At 73.4% G+C, this 19901-nt stretch carries 17 protein-coding genes and 5 tRNA genes; 7 read left to right on the top strand and 15 right to left on the bottom strand.

Going from position 1 to position 19901, the window contains the following annotated elements; translation table 11 throughout:
* Positions 1 to 62 precede the first annotated feature (62 nt).
* The 3 genes from MicB006_RS08545 to MicB006_RS08535 form a co-directional block, all read right to left on the bottom strand.
* A complete protein-coding gene (locus tag MicB006_RS08545) occupies positions 63 to 1658 on the bottom strand; it encodes a PKD domain-containing protein (RefSeq protein WP_161565914.1) in 1596 nt (531 codons plus the stop codon).
* A 204-nt stretch (positions 1659 to 1862) separates the two neighbouring features.
* Positions 1863 to 1934 (bottom strand) — tRNA-Val (locus tag MicB006_RS08540).
* An 11-nt stretch (positions 1935 to 1945) separates the two neighbouring features.
* Positions 1946 to 2018: transfer RNA gene (locus tag MicB006_RS08535), tRNA-Gly, on the bottom strand.
* A 160-nt stretch (positions 2019 to 2178) separates the two neighbouring features.
* Here MicB006_RS08535 and MicB006_RS08530 point away from each other — a divergent pair.
* A complete protein-coding gene (locus MicB006_RS08530) occupies positions 2179 to 2424 on the top strand; it encodes a DUF6458 family protein (RefSeq protein WP_116505082.1) in 246 nt (81 codons plus the stop codon).
* A 76-nt stretch (positions 2425 to 2500) separates the two neighbouring features.
* Here the strand turns inward: MicB006_RS08530 and MicB006_RS08525 are convergent, their stop codons facing one another.
* From MicB006_RS08525 to MicB006_RS08495, 6 genes are all read right to left on the bottom strand, one after another.
* Positions 2501 to 3169: a hypothetical protein gene (locus tag MicB006_RS08525; RefSeq protein ID WP_116505080.1), complete on the bottom strand. Its 669-nt coding sequence runs from the start codon at positions 3167 to 3169 to the stop codon at positions 2501 to 2503.
* Positions 3170 to 3263: 94 nt separating this feature from the next.
* Complete coding sequence (locus MicB006_RS32260; RefSeq protein WP_225980679.1) at positions 3264 to 4790, bottom strand: helix-turn-helix transcriptional regulator; 1527 nt, start codon at positions 4788 to 4790, stop codon at positions 3264 to 3266.
* A gap of 126 nt (positions 4791 to 4916) precedes the next feature.
* A complete protein-coding gene (locus tag MicB006_RS08510; RefSeq protein WP_116511262.1) occupies positions 4917 to 5735 on the bottom strand; it encodes an isocitrate lyase/phosphoenolpyruvate mutase family protein in 819 nt (272 codons plus the stop codon).
* Positions 5736 to 5848: 113 nt separating this feature from the next.
* Positions 5849 to 5923: transfer RNA gene (locus MicB006_RS08505), tRNA-Val, on the bottom strand.
* A 12-nt stretch (positions 5924 to 5935) separates the two neighbouring features.
* Positions 5936 to 6006: transfer RNA gene (locus MicB006_RS08500), tRNA-Cys, on the bottom strand.
* Between the two features lie 34 nt (positions 6007 to 6040).
* Positions 6041 to 6113: transfer RNA gene (locus MicB006_RS08495), tRNA-Gly, on the bottom strand.
* Positions 6114 to 6388: 275 nt separating this feature from the next.
* Here MicB006_RS08495 and MicB006_RS08490 point away from each other — a divergent pair.
* Positions 6389 to 6991, top strand: a complete 603-nt coding sequence (locus MicB006_RS08490; protein ID WP_073830474.1) for a TetR/AcrR family transcriptional regulator — start codon at positions 6389 to 6391, stop codon at positions 6989 to 6991.
* A gap of 15 nt (positions 6992 to 7006) precedes the next feature.
* On the opposite strand, the gene MicB006_RS08485 is transcribed toward MicB006_RS08490, so the two are convergent.
* Entirely contained in the window at positions 7007 to 7834 is an 828-nt protein-coding gene (locus tag MicB006_RS08485; protein WP_116505078.1) for a hypothetical protein, read from the bottom strand.
* 190 nt (positions 7835 to 8024) lie between these two features.
* Between MicB006_RS08485 and MicB006_RS08480 the strand changes: the two genes are divergently transcribed.
* Together MicB006_RS08480 and MicB006_RS08475 are read left to right on the top strand one after the other, a co-directional pair.
* Positions 8025 to 8693 (top strand): methyltransferase, encoded by a 669-nt coding sequence (locus MicB006_RS08480; RefSeq protein WP_116505076.1) that lies wholly within the window; start codon positions 8025 to 8027, stop codon positions 8691 to 8693.
* Between the two features lie 9 nt (positions 8694 to 8702).
* On the top strand, positions 8703 to 9866 hold the full coding sequence (locus MicB006_RS08475; RefSeq protein ID WP_116505074.1) for a cytochrome P450: 1164 nt from the start codon (positions 8703 to 8705) through the stop codon (positions 9864 to 9866).
* Positions 9867 to 9927: 61 nt separating this feature from the next.
* Here MicB006_RS08475 and bioD read toward each other — a convergent pair whose 3' ends face one another.
* Positions 9928 to 10650, bottom strand: coding sequence for a dethiobiotin synthase (gene bioD, locus MicB006_RS08470; protein ID WP_073830112.1), 723 nt, complete (start codon positions 10648 to 10650; stop codon positions 9928 to 9930).
* The gene (locus tag MicB006_RS08465; RefSeq protein ID WP_116505072.1) at positions 10647 to 11792 is read right to left on the bottom strand and encodes an 8-amino-7-oxononanoate synthase; all 1146 of its coding nucleotides are present in this window, start codon (positions 11790 to 11792) and stop codon (positions 10647 to 10649) included. The genes bioD and MicB006_RS08465 overlap by 4 nt, the downstream gene beginning before the upstream one ends.
* A gap of 156 nt (positions 11793 to 11948) precedes the next feature.
* Between MicB006_RS08465 and bioB the strand changes: the two genes are divergently transcribed.
* From bioB to MicB006_RS08450, 3 genes are read left to right on the top strand one after another with little or no spacing between them, the layout of a single operon-like run.
* Positions 11949 to 12944 carry a biotin synthase BioB gene (gene bioB / locus MicB006_RS08460; protein ID WP_073830114.1) on the top strand — a complete coding sequence of 332 codons (996 nt, stop codon included), beginning with the start codon at positions 11949 to 11951 and terminating at the stop codon, positions 12942 to 12944.
* A gap of 7 nt (positions 12945 to 12951) precedes the next feature.
* Complete coding sequence (locus MicB006_RS08455; RefSeq protein WP_116505070.1) at positions 12952 to 13173, top strand: hypothetical protein; 222 nt, start codon at positions 12952 to 12954, stop codon at positions 13171 to 13173.
* Positions 13174 to 13176: 3 nt separating this feature from the next.
* Complete coding sequence (locus MicB006_RS08450) at positions 13177 to 13683, top strand: GNAT family N-acetyltransferase (RefSeq protein ID WP_116505068.1); 507 nt, start codon at positions 13177 to 13179, stop codon at positions 13681 to 13683.
* Between the two features lies 1 nt (position 13684).
* Here the strand turns inward: MicB006_RS08450 and MicB006_RS08445 are convergent, their stop codons facing one another.
* The 3 genes from MicB006_RS08445 to MicB006_RS08435 form a co-directional block, all read right to left on the bottom strand.
* On the bottom strand, positions 13685 to 14215 hold the full coding sequence (locus MicB006_RS08445; protein WP_116505066.1) for a DUF488 family protein: 531 nt from the start codon (positions 14213 to 14215) through the stop codon (positions 13685 to 13687).
* 116 nt (positions 14216 to 14331) lie between these two features.
* The gene (locus MicB006_RS08440) at positions 14332 to 16773 is read right to left on the bottom strand and encodes a non-reducing end alpha-L-arabinofuranosidase family hydrolase (protein WP_116505064.1); all 2442 of its coding nucleotides are present in this window, start codon (positions 16771 to 16773) and stop codon (positions 14332 to 14334) included.
* Positions 16774 to 16981: 208 nt separating this feature from the next.
* A complete protein-coding gene (locus MicB006_RS08435) occupies positions 16982 to 19867 on the bottom strand; it encodes a glycoside hydrolase family 9 protein (protein ID WP_116505063.1) in 2886 nt (961 codons plus the stop codon).
* Positions 19868 to 19901: the final 34 nt, after the last annotated feature.

The following is a 19901-nucleotide window of genomic DNA, read 5'->3' as shown; positions in this document are numbered from 1 at the left end:
CACAAGCGTGAAAGGCCGGCACCCCCGAGACGGGGTGCCGGCCTTTCCGCGTACCCGATGGGTCAGGCCGGGGGCAGGACGAACGTCCACGTGGTGGTGGTCGTGCTGGCCGCGGCGCCGGTGGCGGTGAGCCCGCCGTAGCTGCCGGTCGGCACGCTGCTCGCCGAGTCGGCGAGCAGGCCGGTCACCCGGCCGCCGCCGGTCTGCGAGGTGTTGCTGCGCACCGCCACGCCCGCCGGCGGGGTGAGCGCGGTGGAGGTGCTGTCGCCGTGCAGCCAGTACGACACGGCCCAGCTCTGCGCGGTGGTCACCGGCGCGTACGGCGTGATGCGGGTGGCGGTGCTCGCCGGGTCGGTGGCCCGGATGAAGACCGGCGCGCCGGGCGCCACCCCCCGGTACGCGGCCAGCACCAGGTTGCCCTTCGCCTGACTGTCCAGTGTCACCCGGACGGCCTGGCCCGCGTCACCGGCGCCGGCCGTCTTCCACCAGGCGGAGGTGGTGGCGAAGCCGCCGTCGAGGCGGTCGAGTCGGCTCCAGCCGGTCACGCCGGTCGGCTCCCCGGTGCCGGTGTGCGTGTTCTGGCTGAGCAGGAGCAGCAGCATGTCACCGGCCTGCACGCCCGCCGGGACGGTCACCGTGTGGCTCGTCCAGTTGGCGTTCGCGGTGGCCTGGCCGACGAACGAGATCCGCTCCGGTACGGGCGCGACAGTCACCTCGACAGTCGCGGTGCCGGTGGCGCCCCGGTCGTCGGTGACGGTGAGCGTGACCGGGTAGGTGCCGGCCGCCGCGTACGTGTGGGACGTGGTCGGTACGGAGGCCGTGCCGGTGGTGTCCCCGTCGCCGAAGTTCCAGTTGTGGTCCTGGATCGCGCCGTCGGCGTCGGTCGAGCCCGCGCCGGTGAACGTGCACACCAGCCCGGAGCAGGTGGGCGTCAGCGCGGCCACCGGCGCCTGGTTCGCCGGGCCGCCCGAGCCCTTCAGGATCTTCACGTAGTCGATGTCGCCGGCGAAGTAGTCGCAGGTGACCTTCGTACCGTCGCACTGGCTCTTGCCGCCGACGGACAGTGGCCAGGTGTTGGCGATGGTGCCGGTCGGCCCGTTGAGGCGGCTGGTCCGCACGCCGTCGACGTACATCTCCACGTACGCGGAGGTGCGGTTGCAGGTGATCGTGTGCCACTGGCCGTCGGAGATCGGCACGTCGGTGTAGCCGGTACGGGAGGCGCCGTCCGCGCCCCGGAACAGGCACTTCGGCTTGCCGTTCGGCGCCTCGAACTTCCAGTAGCCGCCGGCCGTGTTGCCCTGTCCCTTCTGGAGGATGTTCCCGAAGGAGTACGTGGTCCGGTAACGGATGGTCACCGAGAAGTCCCCGGCGTCCGGGTTGAAGTCGGTGGTGTGCGGCACCAGGTCGACGTGGCCCGGGACGTACTCCTTGTCGGTGGGCAGGTGGGTGGCGAAGCGGTGGCCGGTCGCCCCGGCGTAGAGCGCGCCGGTGACCACCTCGCCGCCGATCGTGCCGTGGCGGCCGTTGCCGCTGTAGTCGGTCAGCACCGTCGACGACGCCTGCTCGTCCATGCTGTAGAACGCCACCGTCCGCGTCGCGGTGGCCTGCGCGGGCGCGGCGAAGACCGTCACTCCCGCCGCCGCGACGACAGTCGCCACCCCTAATCGTGCGGCCGTCCGCCGCCACCGTCCCCGCTCGATCATTGCCATGTGACCGCCTCCCTGCGCATCGGGCATCACAGTGACACGCGCGGTGGCAGCGGCAGAATAATCCGCACGGTGGACCTGGGAGACCGATGTAGCCGGTGCCGGCTGTCCGGTGGGAGACGACCGCCTGTCGACCGGCGGCGTGGTGACTCTCGGTGGGCGATACTGGGTTTGAACCAGTGACCTCTTCCGTGTCAAGGAAGCGCGCTCCCACTGCGCCAATCGCCCGGGCAATCGCGAGCGGACGACGGGATTCGAACCCGCGACCCTCACCTTGGCAAGGTGATGCGCTACCAGCTGCGCTACGTCCGCGTGCCGCCGGTTCGCACCGGCGACGCAGCAGACTCTACCCGATGCCAAGATCGCCGCGCGCCAGGCCCCCGCCGCGGCGGGGGCGGCAGGTGGTTGCGCCGCTCGCCGCCGGGGTATTGAGGCCGGTGACAGCACAACCATCCCCCCGAAGGAGGCTGTCGTGGGTATCGGTACGAGCATTTTCCTGATCGCGGTCGGCGCGATCCTCACGTTCGCGCTCAACGCCAGCGTCGGCGGGGTCGACCTCGACGTCGTCGGCTGGATCCTCATGGCGGCCGGCGTCCTCGGCCTGATCATGACCACGCTGGTCTGGGGCCGGCGCCGTCCGGTGGTCGCCACCACCGCCGAGGAGCCGGTGGAGTACCGCCGGGTCGAGGAGCGCCGGGACGTCGCACCGCCGATGTGATCGCGAGCGGGGCCGACGGAGCTGATCGGTCCCGGGACCGGGCCGGCCGGATCGAAACTCCGGCCGGTCCGGTCTGCTATGCCCGCTCGCCGTCGGTGGTGGCGCGCAGCCCGTACCAGCCGATCGCGGCCACCAGCGCCACCTGCGCCAGGTAGCTCGCGACGACCACCGCGCGAGCGGCGTCCTGCGGCACCAGCACGAACGCCACCACGTAGACGAGCGCGGCGACGACCAGCGGACGCGGCATGGTCCGGCCGATCAGGATCCCGACGAGCGCCAGGACCATGCCGAGGACGATCGCCACCTGGCTGCCGAGGATGGCCGGGAGCAGCCCGTCCAGTTGGTCGTTGAACACGTCGAACAGCGCCCGTCCCTCCTGCTCCGGCACCACCGCCGGGTCGGCGGCGTAGGCGAACGGCAGCACCTCCGCGGTGATCGCCAGCGCGAACACCACGCCGCCGAGGCCGGCCAGGAAGGCCCCCACCAGGTTCAGCACGCCCGCGCGGCCCCGGGCCAGCCCGACGATGAACACCGCCGCGGCGATCCAGGAGACGGCGTACGCGGGCCCGCCCAGGTAGAGGTTCATGGGCCAGTACGCGGACCCCAGCTCGCGTACGTCGTCGTAGTGGATCGCGCCGTCGAACGGCGGCTCCCACAACATGAACACGGTCCGCCCGGCCAGAGACGCCAGGAGCAGGACGAAAAGGGCGACGAGCGCGGCACGGCGCAACTTCGGTACGGGCACGGTGAGAGCCTCCGTCGATCGGGTGTCGCCCCACCGTGCCGAGAACCGCCGGCGCGGGCATCGGCCTCAGCACCTATCTTCGGAAAGTCCCTGCTCAGCGCGGCTGTCGGGCGTGCTCCAGCCAGATCCGCGCCGCCCGCACCCGCCGGTTCGTGGCGCCGCCGGGCGTCAGGTCGAGCTTGACGAAGATCGCGCGCAGATGGGCGTCGACGGTCCGCTCGGAGACCACCAGCTGCGCGGCGATCCCCGCGTTGCTGGCGCCTTCGGCGAGCGCGGCGAGCACCTCGCGTTCACGCGCCGTCAGCCCGCCCACCGACGCCGGGCCCGCACCGGCCTCCACCCCCGCGTCGGACGCGCCCGGCGAACCCCCCGATGCCGGTGCCCGGTCGTCCGCCGGGGCTCGACCCGAGGTCGCGGCATCCACCGCCGCGTCCACTGCCGGCCCGGCCAGGCCCGCCTCATCCATTGCCGGCCCGGCCGGGGCCGCCGGCTCGATGACGTTCGTCGTCCCCGCCGCGCCGCCTCCGTTCGTACCCTCTGCGCCGCCTCGCGGCGTCACCGGCGCTGTGGCCGACGCTGGCGGCGCGGCGGTGAGCAGCGTCGACAGCCGGCCGGTGCCGGCCCACGCCCCGCCGCCGACGGCAACCGTCAGCGCCGACACGACCAGGGCGACCGAGGTCGGGCCGAGGGACGGGCCGGGAGCGGCCACGAGCGTGCCGACGCCGACCACCAGCAGGGCCGCGGCGGCCAGGCCGACGCCGCGCACCACGGTGCCGACCCGGCGCGGCTCGGTGGCGCCGCGGGCGGCGGTGACCGCGCAGGCGGCGGCGAACACGGCGGCGCCGGAGAGCGCCACCAGGAAGGCGACCGAGCCCAGCGACGGCTCGACGTCGCCGGGCGCACGGGCGACGGCGAGCAGCAGGCAGAAGACGACTGTCAGCGGCGCGGCGGTGGTGGCCGCGGCGGCCACGCCGAGGCGCGCCCGGACGGCGTGGTGCGACCCGAGAGCGGCCCGCCAGAGCGTCACCGGCAGCAGGAACAGCGCCACCGCTGCCAGCAGCGTGACGGCGGCGCCGGCCGGCGCGAGCGCGGTACGCCAGGACTCCGCGGCGATCGTCGGAATCCCCGCGAACGGCTCGGTCGCCGTGGTCAGCAGCGCGTTGACGATCGTGGCGGCGCCCAGGGTGAGTCCCACGAGGCGATGCGTCCACGGGACGGCGTCGCCGGTGCGGACGGCGGCCGAGGCGGTCAGCTGCAGCAGCGCCAGCGGCGGGATCCACGCCGAGTTCCACGCCGCGACGGCCGGCCCGGCCCACGGATGCCCGGCCGTGACGGCGGCCACCGCGACGACGGCGAGCGCCAGATACGCCAGCAGCGACGCGGCGAGCCCGGCCGCCAGCCGGCCGGCGGCGCGGTGACCCGACCGGCTGAGCCGGAGCGCGGCGAGCGCGGTGACCACGGCGGCCGTCGCGAGGGCCACGGCGCCGACCGGGTCGCTGGCGAAACCGCCGTGCCCGGCCGCGCCCAGGGCGGCGAGCGCCGCGACGCCGAGGGTCGCCGTGGCAGCGGTGAGCACGGGCAGGCTCCGCAGCGCGGGCACCGGGCGGGCGACTGCCGTCATTCGTGGGGATCCCGTCGGAGCGGGCGCCGAGGACAGCCGGTCGCCGCCCGCCGGCTCGGACGCGGGAGAACGGCCATCGGCACATTCAACCCGGTCCCCCGTCCCGAGGTCGATCCCGTGGCCTGGTCAGTCCCGCATCAGCTCGTTCAGCTCGCCGAAGTCGAGGCCGCCCGCGAGCGCCTCGTACGTCCCGGCGCCGAACACCTCCGCCGCCGCGCGCCGGACCACCGCGTACGCCGCCTCGGCCAGCGCCGGGCCGAGGCTCACCCGGGCCACCCCGAGCCGGGCCAGCTCGGCCACCGGCGGCGCGCCCGGCCCGGCCAGCACGTTCAGCGGGGCCGGGATCGCCGCCACCAGCGCGGCCACCGTCTCCGGCTCCACCGTCCCGATGACGAAGATCCCGTCCGCGCCGGCGGCCAGGTACGCCTCGGCGCGCGCGACCGTCTCCGGTACGCCTCCGGCGCCGCGCAGGTACGTGTCGACGCGGGCGTTGACGTACAGCGGGATGCCGGCGCGGTCGGCGGCGGCCCGGGCCGCGGCGAGCCGGGCGACCTGCTCGTCGACCGGGCGCAGCGGACCGCCGCCGTCGTGCCGGGCGTCCTCCACGTTGACGCCGACGGCTCCGGCGGCGAGGACGGCGGTGACGGTCTCGGCGACCTGCTCGGGGTTGTCGCCGTACCCGGATTCGATGTCGGCGGTGACCGGAAGGCGGACCGCGTCGGCGACGCGGCGGATGACGTCGACGGCGGTCTCCCGGGCGAGCAGGTCGCCGTCGGGGGCGCCGCGGCTCCAGGCGACGCCGGCGCTTGTGGTCGCGATCGCGCGGGCGCCGGCCGCGGCGACGAGCCGGGCGCTCACCGCGTCCCACGCGTTGGCCAGGATCAGTGGCTCACCGGGCCGGTGCAGGGCGCGGAACCGCTGGGCTCGGGTCTGTTGATCGTCCACCGGGCCAGTCTGGGTGCGGCGGCGCGGGCGCGGCAATGGCCAGCGGCGTGGCACTGGACTGATCGATGACGACGAGAAAGGCCGTGTCGAATTGATCGACACGGCCTTTCCGCTGGTGGGCGATACTGGGTTTGAACCAGTGACCTCTTCCGTGTCAAGGAAGCGCGCTCCCACTGCGCCAATCGCCCTCGTCTACTGCGAGGTGGAGACGGGATTTGAACCCGTGTACACGGCTTTGCAGGCCGTTGCCTCGCCTCTCGGCCACTCCACCGAGGTTGCCCCCGAACTGCGTGGCGGCATCTCCGAGCGGACGACGGGATTCGAACCCGCGACCCTCACCTTGGCAAGGTGATGCGCTACCAGCTGCGCTACGTCCGCACGCCCCCGGTGTTATCCGGTGACGGATGAGAACTTTAGCCGAGCCCGGGAACGGTTGCCAAATCGGGTCCCGCTTCCGGCGCGTCCGATGGTGGCGGGCGACCTTCGCCCTGAGCTTCCTAGGAGCCTGGGTGGTTGGCTCCCGAGAGCATTGGCAAGCGCTCCCACCTGCGGAAGCAGACTGGCGAGTCGAGTGTCCGGCATCCGACTGCCCGGCCGCCGACCAGCCGCCTCGGTAACTCCCCGTGGTCATCCGGATGGGTTACCGTAACGCCGTGACGAGACGAGCCGCCGAGATCCGCCTGGACGCGCTGCTGCGTACGGCCTGCGAGGTGATCGCGGAACGAGGGCTCGCCAACACCCGCACCGCCGACGTGGCGGAAGCCGCCGGGGTCAGCCAGGCGCTCGTGTTCTACCACTTCGCCACCAAGGACCGGCTGCTCGCCCAGGCGTTCGCGTACGCCGTCGACCAGGACCTGACCCGGCTCGACGCGGTGCTCCGCTCCTCCGCGCCGCCGCTGGCGAAACTGCGCCGCATGCTGCGCCTGTACGCGCCGACCGGGCGCGCCACCTCCTGGTCCATGTGGATCGACGGCTGGGCGGAGTCGCTGCGCACCCCGGAACTGGAGAAGCTCTCCCGGCGGCTGGACCTGCGATGGCGGCAGGACCTGGCCGCGGTGATCACGGACGGGGTCACCGAGGGCACGTTCGACTGCCCCGACCCGGCCGGCGCGGCCTGGCGGATCAGCGCGGTGATGGACGGCCTCGCGGTCCAGCTCGCGGTGCACGAGCGGGTGATCACGCGCCGCCAGATCGCGGAGTGGATCCGCCTCGTCGCCGCCCGCGAACTGGGCCTGGAACCCAGCCAGCTCGACTGACCGCGCGCCGGCCGGTCACGGCCAGGTCGGGCGTGGGCGTTCGAAGGGCGGTGGCAGGGTCTCCGGCTCGGTGGCGGCGGCGGGGCGCAGCAGGCGGCGCATCCGCAGCAGCAACCCGGCGCCGAGGAACAACAGCAGACCACCCAGCAGGAACGCTGCCTGCACGAGGCCGAAGCCACCGCTGTCCGCGACCGGGCGACCGGCAACACCACCGGGCGGCGGCTCCACCACTGCCGCGTCGGTCGGCTCGTCGGTCACCGGAACGTCGGCGGGCTCCTCCGACGGCGCCTCCGTGGGCTCCGCGCTGGTCGGTGAGGGCTTCGGCGTCGGCTCGGCCGCCTCACCCACCACCTGCCGGGTGGCGGTCCGCCGGGCCAGCAGCCGCAACTGCGGGTCGTACGCCTCGGCGGCGAAGCTCACCCGCCCGCGCGCCACGTCCTCGGCGAACGCCACCCGGTAGCGGGCCGTCACCGTACGGCCCGGGCAGAGCACACCCGGGTCGAGTTGCCGGTCGGTCAGCCGGGCGGTGTCTCCCTCGGTGCGGATCTCCAGCGGGAACGACCCGCTGTCCTCCACCCGGTCGACCTTCAGCTGGTCCAGGCGCAGGCCCTGCACCCGCACCAGCATCGACCAGCGCACCTTGACACAGCCGCCCCCGTCGGAGCGGGAGACCACGGCGGATAACGTCTCCACCCGGTTCCCGGCGGTGAACTCGTCCGGCAGACCGCTCAACTCGGTGGAGAAGGCCGCCGCCGCCCGCGCGGGCAGGGCTCCCCCGTACCCGGTCCCGGCCACGAAGGTCAGCACCAGTCCGATCCGTAGCGCGTGCCGCCACCCGCTCACCACGCCTCCTCACCCTCGGTCGTGTCCACAGGCAACGCTAGGAGCGCGCCGGGCACGCCGGTAGACGGGCGTGTTCGCATCCAACGCCACAACACGGGGGCCATTTCACCGAGCGTGGTGAACCGGTCACGGCCTCTCCGCGACACGCCCGGGATGCGGGCCGGGACCCCGGGTGGGACACAATTCTCCGGTGTCCGAGCTGTCCGCCGCGTTCGTCCGGCTGCACGCCCGCCTCGCCCCTGTCGCGTTCGTCCCCGAGGTGCTGCTGCACCAGGCCGACGAGCCGATCGGCCTGTGGGAGCTGACCGAGGGCGAGTTCCGCAGCGCCCAGCCGCCGCCGTTCTGGGCGTTCGCCTGGGCCGGCGGGCAGGGCCTGGCCCGCTACGTCACCGACCACCCCGAGGTGGTTGCCGGCCGCCGCGTGCTCGACCTGGCCTCCGGCTCCGGCCTGGTCGCCATCGCCGCCGCCCGCGCCGGCGCGGCCACCGTCCGGGCCGTCGAGGTGGACGAGCGGGCGGTCGCGGCCGTCGCGCTCAATGCCGGGGCCAACGGGGTACGCGTCGACGCCGAACTCGGCGACATCCTCGACTCCGACGCGGGCGACGCCGAGGTGGTGCTGGCCGGGGACGTCTTCTACAGCGAGGCGATGGCCCGCCGGATGCTGCGCTTCCTGCTCCGGGCCGCCCGTTCCGGCGCCCGGGTGCTGGTGGGCGACCCGGGCCGGGCGTTCCTGCCCCGCGAGCGTTTCCACGAGCTGGCCGCGTACGACGTGCCGGTGTCCGAGGCGCTGGAGAGCGTACGGGTGAAGCACACCACCGTGTGGGAGCTGGACCCGAACCCGCCCGGCGCCCGCCGCTAGCGTTACCGCGTGCTGTTCCGGGGCTGGGGGGAGTCCGTCGACGGGCGGTGGCCGGACGCGGCCACGGTTGTCGACCACGTCGGCGTGCCGCACCTGGTGGTGACCCGGCACGCGCTCGTCCGCCAGGTGCTCACCGATCCGGTGACGTTCCGACCGGACAACGCGCTCGACGCGGTGACCCCGGTCCCGGTGGCGGCGCTGCGCGTGCTCGCCGGGCACCGGTTCCGGCTGCCGCCGACGCTGGCGAACAACGGCGGCGCCAGCCACCCGGAGATCCGCGGCATCGTCGCCGACGCGCTGCACCCGCACCGGGTGGCCGCGCAGCGCCAGTGGCTGACCGGGCTGGTCCGGGAGCGGGTGGCCGCTCTGGCGGCGGAGCTGGACGCGGGCCGCCCGGTCGACCTGTACGCCGGCCTCGCCGCCGACCTGCCGCTGCTGGTGCTGGCCCGGCTGGTCGAGCTGCCGGACGCGCCGGTCGGCGCGGTGAAGGACTTCGCCCGGGCCGCGCTGGAGCTGTTCTGGGCGCCGCTGGACTCCTCCCGGCAGCTCGCGCTCGCCGCCGAGGTGGGCCGGTTCCACACCGTGCTGCGCGAGTTCGCCGCGACCGGGGGCGGGCTCGCCGCGCGGCTGCGCGACGCCGGGCACTCCCCCGACGTGGTCGTCGGCGCGCTGTTCTTCCTGCTGGTCGCCGGTCAGGAGACCACCTCGCAGTTCCTCACCCTGCTGTTGCACCGGCTGGCCGGGGAGCCGGCGGTACGGGCCGGGCTGCGCGCCGGCACGGTGGCGGTGGACGACGTGGTCGAGGAAGGGCTGCGGCTGGAACCGCCGATCGTCACCTGGCGGCGGGTGGCAGCCGCGGACACGATGCTCGGCGAGCTGCCGGTGGCGGCGGGCACCAGCGTGGTGGCGTGGCTGGCCCGTGCCGGGCGTGACCCGGCCGTGGTCGGCGCGCCGGGCGAGTTCCGCCCGGGGCAGCCCGGCTCGCGGCGGCACCTGGCGTTCGGCGCCGGGCCGCACCGCTGCGTCGGCGCGCAGCTGGCCCGGATGGAGGCGGCGGTGGTGGTCGCCGAGGCGACCGCGCTGCTGGACGGCGTGACTGTGGTCCGTCCGCCCTGGTGCCCGGACAACCTGACGTTCCGGATGCCGGACGCGTTCGTGGTCCGTCGCGCCTGAGCCCTGCGGGTGTTAACAGGGGGCCCTTCCTCTACCGGAGGCGTTAATAAGGGGCCCTTCCTTACTCCTCGGCCCAGGCGCGCCAGTCGTCGAGCACGCCGTACAGGGCGGGGGTGAGCCAGCCCGGCGCGGACCGGCGGAACACGCCCGGGTCCATCCCGCCCGCGCCGGCCGGCACCGCGCCGAGCAGGTTCGGCACCAGCTCGGACAGGTTGAGCCAGTGCACCAGCTCCGGCTCGGCCGGCCAGGCGCCGATCACCACGCCGGCCGGCACGGCCCGCCGTTCCAGCGCCTCCAGCGTCAACGCGGTGTGGTTGAGCGTGCCGAGCCCGGCCCGTGCCACCACCACCGCGGGCGCGCCGAGCGACACCGCGAGGTCGGCCACCGTCCACGGCTCGCCGGACGGGCGCAACCCCATCGGTACGAGCAGACCGCCCGCGCCCTCGATCAGCACCAGGTCGTGCTTGTCGGCCTCCTCGCGGATCGCGTCGACGGCGTTGTACAGCTCCAGCGGCGGCAGGTCGGCCACCCGGGCCGCGGCGAGCGGCGCGAGCGGATCGGGGTAGCTGGCGAGCGTCCGGCCGGTCAGCGGGGCGGCCAGCCGGGTCACCGAGTCGACGTCGCCGGGCTCACCGGTGGCCGTACCGGTCTGGCCGGGCTTGACCACCGCGACCCGCAGTCCGGCGGCCTGCGCGGCGGCGGCGACGGCGGCGGTCACCACGGTCTTGCCGATCTCGGTGTCCGTGCCGGTCACCAGCACCGGCCCGGTCCAGCCGTCACTCATGAGACCTCCCGCGCGCACTCCACGATCACGTCCAGGGCCCGTTCGAAGTCGGCCCGCCGCACCCCGGCGCTGACCGTGAGGCGCAGCCGGGAACGGCTGTCCGGCGTGGACGGCGGACGGAAGCAGCCGACCGCCACGCCCCGTTCCCGGCAGGCGGCGGCCCAGGCGGTCGCCGCCTCCGGGCCGGGCGCGGTCACCGAGATCACGGCGCCGTCCGGGGCGGAGACGGGCAGTCCCGCACCGCCCAGCCGGCGCACCGCCGTCGCGACCCGGTCGGCCAGCTCGGCGCGCAGCGCGTCGCCGTCGCGGGCCAGGCGCACCGCGGCGCGTACCCCGGCCACCACGGCGGGCGGCGGCGCGGTGTCGAAGATGAACGTGCGGCCGGTCTCCACCAGGTGGCGGACGAACTCCGCCGGCCCGGCGACCACGCCACCGGCGCCGCCGAGCGCCTTGGACAGCGTCGCGGTGACCACCACGTCCGGCGCGCCGGCCAGCCCGGCGGCGGCCACCCCGCCGGCCCCGGCCGGGCCGGTGACGCCGAGCGCGTGCGCGTCGTCGACGAGCAGCAGCGCGCCGTGACGGCGGGCCACCGCGTGCAGCTCCGCGAGCGGGGCCAGGTCGCCGTCGACGGAGAAGACCGACTCGGTCACCACCACGGCCGGGCGGCCCGGCGCGGCGGCGAGCGCCGCCGCCACCGCTGCGACGTCGGCGTGCGGCGTCACGAGCGTCTCGGCGCCGGAGATCCGGCAGCCGTCGATCAGCGAGGCGTGGTTGTGGGCGTCGGAGACGAGCAGCGTACGCGGCTGCGTCAGTCCCCGGACGGCGGCGAGGTTGGCCAGGTAGCCGGAGGAGAAGACGAGCGCCCGGTCGACGCCGAGCCAGTCGGCCAGGTCGTCCTCCAGCGCGTGGTGGGCCTCGGTGGAGCCGCGCACCAGGCGTGACCCGGTGGCGCCCAGCCCGTACGCGGACAGGGCCGTCGCGGCGGCGGCGGTGACCTCCGGGTGGTTGGCCAGGCCGAGGTAGTCGTTGCCGGCCAGGTCGATCACCGGGTCGTCGGCGGCCCGGGGACGCAGCGTGCGGGTCAGCCCCGCCCGGGCCCGCAGCTCGGCGCGGCGGTCCAGGGCCGCCAGCCAGTCCGCCACTGTGCCGTCCCCTCCCGCCGACCCCCGCCCCGCCGGGCGCTTCCGCGGGGCGAAGTTACCACCCGTCCCGAGGGCCCCGGCGTGGCGCGGTCCCGGCTCGCCGGGGCTGCTGGCGGCGGTTTCCCGGGCCCTCGGTGGCCTGTTAGGTTACGAGCCATGCCAGAGATCCTCGACCAGGCCCGGGACCGGGTGCTGGGCAACGGCGTCGGCCTCGACGAGGCCGGTGTCCTCGCGGTGCTGAACCTGCCCGACGAACACCTGCCCGCCGCGCTCCAGCTCGCTCACGAGGTCCGGATGCGCTGGTGCGGTCCGGAGGTCGAGGTCGAGGGCATCGTCTCGCTGAAGACCGGCGGATGCCCGGAGGACTGCCACTTCTGCTCGCAGTCCGGCCTGTTCACCTCGCCGGTCCGGTCGGTCTGGCTGGACATCCCGGCGCTGGTCGAGGCCGCGAAGCAGACCGCCGCGACCGGGGCGACCGAGTTCTGCATCGTGGCCGCCGTGCGCGGCCCGGACGCCCGGCTGATGAAGCAGATGCGCGAGGGTGTCGCGGCCATCCGGGCCGCCGTCGACATCCAGGTCGCCGCGTCGCTCGGCATGCTCACCAAGGAGCAGGTCGACGAACTGGTCGAGATGGGCGTGCACCGCTACAACCACAACCTGGAGACCTGCCGCTCCTACTTCCCGAACGTGGTCACCACCCACTCGTGGGAGGAGCGCTGGGAGACGCTGCGGATGGTCCGCGAGTCCGGCATGGAGGTCTGCTGCGGCGGCATCCTCGGGCTCGGCGAGACGGTGGAGCAGCGCGCCGAGTTCGCCGCGCAGCTCGCCGAGCTGGATCCGCACGAGGTGCCGCTGAACTTCCTCAACCCGCGGCCGGGCACCCCGCTCGGTGACCGCCCGGTGGTGGAGGGCAAGGACGCGCTGCGCGCGATCGCCGCGTTCCGGCTGGCCATGCCGCGCACCATCCTGCGGTACGCGGGCGGCCGCGAGCTGACCCTCGGTGACCTGGGCACCCGCGACGGTCTGCTCGGCGGCATCAACGCGGTGATCGTCGGCAACTACCTGACCACGCTGGGTCGCCCGGCGACGGCCGACCTGAAGCTGCTGGAAGACCTGAAGATGCCGGTGAAGGCGCTCTCGGCGACCCTGTGAGGCAGCGGTGACCGATCTTTCCCCCGCCCCGGCCGTCCCCGAGGCGGTCGCGCGCTGGTGCGACAGGTGCGGCGAGTCGGTGGCGGCCGGGCCGCATCCGGCGTGCGAGGCGGCCCGGGCGTGGGAACCGCCGCGCTGGTGCGCGTCCTGCCGGCGGCGGATGAAGGTGCAGGTCGTACCGGCCGGCTGGTCGGCGGTCTGCGTCGAGCACGGCGAGCGGCGGGGCTGAGGCGTGCTGCGGGGGCGGGCGGTGACGCTGCGGCCGGTGACCGACGCCGACGTGCCCGCGCTGGCCGCGATCCGGGCCACCCCCGAGGTGCGCCGCTGGTGGCGCGGCGGCGACGACCTGGCCGCATCGGTGCGCGCCGACCTGGCCGACGACGAGCTGACCGTCTACGCGGTCGAGCACGACGGCCGGCTGGTCGGCGCGATCCAGTGGTACGCCGAGACCGACCCGGACTACCGGCACGCCAGCCTGGACGTCTTCCTCGACCCGGCGGTACGCGGCACCGGGCTGGGCGGCGACGCGGTCCGCACGCTGGTCCGGCACCTGATCGACGAGTACGGCCACCACCGGTTCACCATCGACCCGGCGGCGGCGAACACGGCGGCGATCCGGGCGTACGCGAAGGTGGGTTTCCGCCCGGTGGGCATCATGCGCCGCTACGAGCGCGGGGCGGACGGGCGCTGGCACGACGCGCTGCTGATGGATCTGCTCGCCGAGGATCTGGCGGGCTGAGTCAGCCGGCCCAGAGCAGGTGCCCGTCGGGCAGGCGGCGGGCGCCCTCGGCGGGCCGGTGCGGGCTGAGCCGGCCGTCCGGCATGAGGTGCGACACCGGCACGCCGCGGCCGAGCACGGCGACGTCGGCGATCAGCCGCCGGTGGCAGCGCCACCAGACGCTCTCGCTGCACATCACAGCGGTTCTCCGCAGCGCGGCGTCGGCCAGCGCCTCGTCCACCGCCGCGTCGAAGTCGGGCGTGCGGGTGTACGCGGCGTACGCCCGGAAGGCCGCGACCGTCCACCAGGTGTCCGGTTCCGGCTCGCCGGCGGGGACGTGCCGGCGGCCGCCGAGGCGCGGCTCCCAGCGGTAGCCGATGCCCCGTTCGGGCAGCCAGCGTTCCATGGCCTCGCGGCGGACGTCGGGGTTGGTCCGGCTGGCCGGGTAGCGGCGCACGTCGACGACCAGGGCGACAGCCGCGCCGGCCAGCAGGTCTCCGAACTGGTCGCGGCGGGCGGCCCCGTGTCCGACGGTCAGCAGCTCGCGCTCCACCGTCCCAGCTTGCCCCGGCTCGCCGCCGCCCGCGCGCCGGCCGGGCCGCCCCACCGGAAAGGGCGTGCCCGGCACCACGTGGGTGCCGGGCACGTCTTCCGGTGACTGTGTGACGGTCAGCGCTGGAGGGTCAGCACACCCGGCCGCCACGGCAGCAGGTTGTAGTCGCCTCCCGCACTGGGGTTCTTGCCCTGGTACAGGAGCTGCAGGTTGCAGGCGTCGACGGTCTTGGTCTGGTCGGGGTTGGTACGGACCAGGTCACCGTGGCTGATGTCGTTGGTCCACGTCGCGCCGCTGTTGGCCTTGCCCGCGAAGGGGTTGCTCTCCGTCGCGGCCTGCGGGGTCCACGAGCCGCTGAGGCTGTTGGACGTGAACGACCGGAAGTAGCGTCCCTGGCTTCCGATCGCCTCGACGATCATGAGGTACTGGTTCTGGCCCGCCACCTTGTAGACCTCGACGCCCTCGAACAGGTTGTTCGTCGAGTCGGTCATGATCGTCGTGTAGTTCGAGCCGAAGCTGCCCGGGAAGTTCCCGAGCGGCATGCTCGACCGGTAGATCTTGCCGTTGTCCCCGGCGAAGAACAGGTACATGTTCTGGTCGTCACCGATCAGGGTCTGGTCGATGACGCCGTACGGGGCGTCGGGCAGGGTGGCGGTGGACAGCGTCTGCGCCGAGGACCAGCCGTTGGCGTTGGTCGGGTCGCTCGACGTCTTGTAGCTGAACGAGGTCGGCCCCCACTGGTACGCCAGCACCCAGATGTTCTTCGGCGCGAAGTACAGCAGCGTGGGCGCCACGGTGCCCTGGCTCATTCCGTTCTGACCGGCCGAGGCCATGTCGGACCAGTTCGTGAACGTGCTGAAGTTCATCGAGCTGTACTGGCCGCTGCTGTTGACGTACGACCCGTAGACCAGGTGCTTGCCGTTGTAGACCACGTTGGTGAAGTCCTTGAGCGAGACCCAGCCGTTCTGCGGGTTGGCCAGCGAGCCGGTGGACGACCACCGGTAGGTCGACGGGAGCGAGCAGCCGCCCGGCGGGGGCGTCGTGGTCGGCGGCGGCGTGGTCGGGGGCGGCGTGGTGCCACCACCGAAGTCGGTCCGCCACTGCTGGTTGGTCTGTCCGTGGCAGTCGTACAACTGGATCTGCTGGCCGTTGCCGGTGCCCCAGACGTCCAGGCAGCGGCCGGACTGCACGCCGCTGATGGTGCCGTTGGAGTTGATGTTCCACTGCTGGTTGGACTGGCCGTTGCAGTCCCAGATGATGATTCCGGTGCCGTTGGCGGTGGCTGCGCCGTTCGCGTCGAGGCACTTGCTGCCGTAGACCATCAGCTGCTTGCTGGAGGTGTACGTCCACTGCTGGTTCGACTGACCGTTGCAGTCGTAGAGCTGCACCCGGGTGCCGTTCGTCTGGGTGGCGTTCGGCACGTCGATGCACCGGCCCGACTGCACGCCGACGAGCCGGCCGGCGCCGCCGCTCGGCGGCGGTCCCGTGGTCGGGGTCGTGGTCGGCCCCGAGGTCGGGGCGGCCGCGTTGAGCACGTTGAGGACCGAGTTGTACGCGGCCTTCTTGTTGCCGCTGCCGTCGAACAGCAGCGGGCTCTCGCCTGAGCGCCACGAGTCGCTGTCGCGCACGCCCCAGACCGTGATGCCGATGCAGCGCGGCACGTTGATGCACGCCTGGGTCAGCCCGGCGTACTGGCTGGTCGAGGAGTTCGTGACGTCGACCTCGGTCAGCGCCACGTCCACACCGAGCGCGGCGAAGCTGGACAGCGTGGTCTGGAAGTTGCTCGGCAGCGAGCTGCCACCGGTGAAGTGGGTCTGCAACCCGACGCAGTCGATCGGCACACCCCGGGACTTGAAGTCCCGGATCATGTTGTAGACACCCTGCGTCTTGCCGTACGACCAGTTCTCGATGTTGTAGTCGTTGTAGCACAGCTTCGTCGACGGGTCGGCCGCCCGCGCGGTGCGGAACGCCACCTCGATCCAGTCGTTACCGGTGCCCTGCAGGTTGGAGCTACGGCGGCTGCCGTCCTCGTTGAACGCCTCGTTCACCACGTCCCACGCGGCCAGCTTGCCCCGGTAGTGGGCCATCACACCGTTGATGTGGTCGATCATCGCCTGACGCAGGTTGCTGCCGCTGAGGCTCTGCATCCAGCCCGGCTGCTGCGCGTGCCACGCCAGCGTGTGCCCCCGGACCTTCAGGCCCCGCTGGGTCGCCCAGTTGTAGATCTGGTCGCCCGAGTTGAAGTTGAACTGGCCCCGCTGGGGCTGTGTCGCGTCCGGCTTCATCTCGTTCTCGGCCGTGATCATGTTGAACTCACGCCCGGCGATCGTGCTGTACGTCGAGTCGCCGAGCCGGCCCGCCGCGATGGCGGTGCCGAAGTACCGGCCCGACTGCGCGGCGGCCGCGCCCAGCGTGCTCGCGGCGGCGTTCGCCGACGGCATCATCACCGCGACGGCGGCCACCGTCACGACGCTGACCGCGCCGGCGAGCAGCGCTCGGACGGCGGGCGATCGCCGTCGCCGACTCCCGCCGCGATGAGCGGATGGGCTCATTGCCATCTTGGCCTCCTTACTGGCCAACACCCAGGCCGTCGGGGCGGGACGACTGGACGTTTCGGTTGGGGTATCTAGCTTTGTCGATGCTTCCACCACGCATCGACGGGGACAATGGTGTTTCGGAAAAGTTTCGGAACGTTTTTGCCGCGCGCGGCCCGGCGCGGCGTGGCTGGTCACCCGGGGTGCGATGCCGGCCACGCCGCGTCGACGGTCAGGAGACCGTGCAGGCGGTCCCGTTGAGCGTGAAGCTCGCCGGCCTCGGGTTCGAGCCGGTGTGGGTGCCGTTGAAGCCGAAGCTCGTCGACGCCCCCGGCGCCAGCGTGCCGTTGTAGGACAGGTTCGACGCGGTCACCGCCGTGCCCGTCTGGGTCACGTTCGCCGACCAGGCCTGCCCGACCTTCTGCCCGGCGTTGCCGAACGTGAACGCCAGCGTCCAGCCGTTGATCGCCGTGGTGCCGGTGTTGGCGACGGTGATGTTCGCGGTGAACCCGGTGTCCCAGGAGTTCGCCGTCCAGGTCACCGCGCAGCTCCCGCCGGCAGGCGGCGCGGTGGTGGTCACCGTGACGCCGGACGAGGCGGGAGAGACGTTTCCGGCCGCGTCCACCGCCACCACAGTGAAGGTGTACGTGGTGGAGGCGGTCAGCCCGGTCACCGCCAGCGTGGTGCCGGTGGCCGAGCCGACCAGGACGTTCCCGCCCCGGTAGACGCGGTAGCCGGTGACGCCCACCGCGTCGGTGGACGGACCCCAGGTCAGCGTCAGTCCGGTCGGGCCGATCGCGGAGGCGGTGGGGGTGCCGGGCGCGGTCGGCGCTGTGGTGTCCGGCGCCGGGCCGGCCGGCGTGGTGACGCTGACCGCCGCGGACGACGCCGAGCGGTTGCCGGCGCCGTCGAGCGCCCGCACGGTGAACTGGTACGTCCGCTCGGGCAGCAGCCCGGTCACCGCGAGCGTGTTGGTGGTGGCGGTGCGCAGCACCAGCGCGTCGCTGCCGGTCTGCGCCTGGGTGATCTCGTAGCCGGCCAGGCCGCTGCCACCGGTGTCGGTGGACGCGGCCCAGGTCAGCGTGAGCCCGCTCGACGTGACGGCGGACGCGACAGGGGTGCCGGGCACTGTGGGCGCGGTGGTGTCCGGGGTGACCGGTCCGGGCTCCTCGCCCCAGACCCGCACGCCGCCGGAGTAGAGCGGCACCTTGGGGTTGGGCCCGGCCGTGGCCTGGTACGACGGGTCGTTCGTCGGGTCCCAGGTGCCGCCCTCCGGCACCCCGATCTTGAACTGGACCTCCATCCGGTGCTGCGACTGCCCGGCGGGCGCGATGGTGTAGCCGGTGCAGTCGACCTCGACGTACCAGATGTCGCCGGAGAACTGCTTCGCGGTCGACGGCGACGGGCAGCCCTGCGTGTAGCCGGGGGTCACGGTCACCGCTCCGGTGCCGTCGGGCCGGAAGAAGTACCGGAACTTACCGGTGGTCAGCGCCCGGGCCGGGAACGCCGACTTGTTGTAGATGATCGCCTTGAGCCCGGTGGCGCGCGGCTCGGCCTGCATCACTGTGGTCTCCACAGTCATCTCGTCCAAGTCGGGCGTCTCGGCGGACGGGAAGCCGGCGCGCGGGCTGCCGCCGTACTCGTTGGCGAGGCGGGCCAGCGCGGAGGTGAAGCCGGCGTTGTAGTCGGTTGCCACCTCGTTCATCACGTAGTCCGACCGGCTGTCGGTGTACGCGTCGTTGGCCGCCGACGGGCCGCCGACGAGCGCGCCGTAGAGCACGTGCCGGGTCTCGGTGGGCACGGTCTGGCTGTCCCACCAGGAGCCGTGCGCGGTGCGGTGGTGCGGGTTGCGCGGCGAGTTGGCGCCGAAGCCGATCTGGTAGCTGGAGTTGCGCGGGTTGTCGCCGAGCGCGTAGTTGATCTGCCGGACGGCGAAGTCGTGGTAGCGCGCCTTGCGCGTGGTGTCGGTGGTCTTGTCGCTGTAGACCAGCGCGGCGAACGCGGTGTTGGAGGCGTACCGCAGCGCGCCCCACGAGTCGAGCACCGCCATTCCGCCGGGCGAGTACGGCACGCGCTGCCCGTTGACGCCCACCGTCCAGTAGTCCAGCCACCGGTTGGCGTCGTCGGCGTACTTCTGCTTGCCGGTCAGGTTGGCCAGCAGCACGTACGCGCCGAACTGCTTGTTGTCCCAGGCGATCGTCCACTTGTAGGAGCGGGTGGTGGACTGCGGCTCGGTGCCGAGCTTGTCGTACTCGCTCTCCGCCTTTGCGAGGTAGGTCGCGTCACCGGTGGCCCGGTACAGCCAGATCGCGCCCCAGACCAGCTCGTCCTGGTAGCCGCTCCACGACTTGTAGAAGCTCGTCGCGTCGGTGATGCACTCGTGGTAGTTCTTCCGCACGGTGTCGGCGAACGTGTAGAGCTGCTTGGCGTGGCCGAGCAGCTTGTCCGCGTAGGTCGCGTCGGTGGGCCGGAACACCATGGACGAGGCGGCCATCGCGGCCGCCGTCTCCCCCGCCAGGTCCGCGCCGCCGCAGCTCGCGTCGATCTTGTACGCGGGCCGCGCCATCGGCATCACCTCGGCCGGGCCCCACCACTTGTGGTCGTCGTCGCCCTTGCCGACCTGTCCGTAGAGGACGTTCGGCGCGGGGTGCGCCTTGACGAAGTAGTCGTTGACGAAGCGCAGGTTGTTCAGCAGGTGGGTGAGCTGCCCGGAGGCGACGTAGCCGTCGCGGTACTCGACCGCGCCCCAGGCCAGCATGGTGGCGCTGAACGCCATCGGGAAGCCGAACTTCACGTGGTCACCGGCGTCGTACCAGCCGCCGGTGAGGTCGACGCCGACGTCGGCGCCGTCGGTGAGCGCCGAGTCGCCGCGCCAGGAGACGCGGTTCCACGAGGGCTTGCGGCCGGACTGCTGCGCCTCGTAGAAGAACAGCGACTTCTGCAACGCCTCGGCGTAGTTGAACGTGGCCGCGGCCTGCGCGGCGGCGGGTACCTCCATGGCCGACGCGGGCGGCGCGGCGGCGACGGCCGTGGCCAGGCCGACGGCCAGCGCGGCGCCGGCGGCGAGCAGCCGGCGCAGCCGCGACCGGCCTCCGGGCGGCGGTATCGGACGGGGCATGGCGAGCTCCTGTGGCTGGCGCCGCGCGGCAGCC

It is taken from the genome of Micromonospora sp. B006, assembly GCF_003408515.1.
Lineage (GTDB): Bacteria > Actinomycetota > Actinomycetes > Mycobacteriales > Micromonosporaceae > Micromonospora > Micromonospora echinospora_A.
This window is presented reverse-complemented; position numbering and strand designations above follow the sequence as displayed.

Bases quoted from the DNA above. Each gene is read 5' to 3' on its own strand.
- MicB006_RS32260 (WP_225980679.1), bottom strand. From the start codon at position 4,790: ATGACGGCAGTCGCCCGCCCGGTGCCCGCGCTGCGGAGCCTGCCCGTG.
- bioD (WP_073830112.1), bottom strand. From the start codon at position 10,650: ATGAGTGACGGCTGGACCGGGCCGGTGCTGGTGACCGGCACGGACACC.
- bioB (WP_073830114.1), top strand. From the start codon at position 11,949: ATGCCAGAGATCCTCGACCAGGCCCGGGACCGGGTGCTGGGCAACGGC.
- MicB006_RS08440 (WP_116505064.1), bottom strand. From the start codon at position 16,773: ATGGCAATGAGCCCATCCGCTCATCGCGGCGGGAGTCGGCGACGGCGA.
- MicB006_RS08435 (WP_116505063.1), bottom strand. From the start codon at position 19,867: ATGCCCCGTCCGATACCGCCGCCCGGAGGCCGGTCGCGGCTGCGCCGG.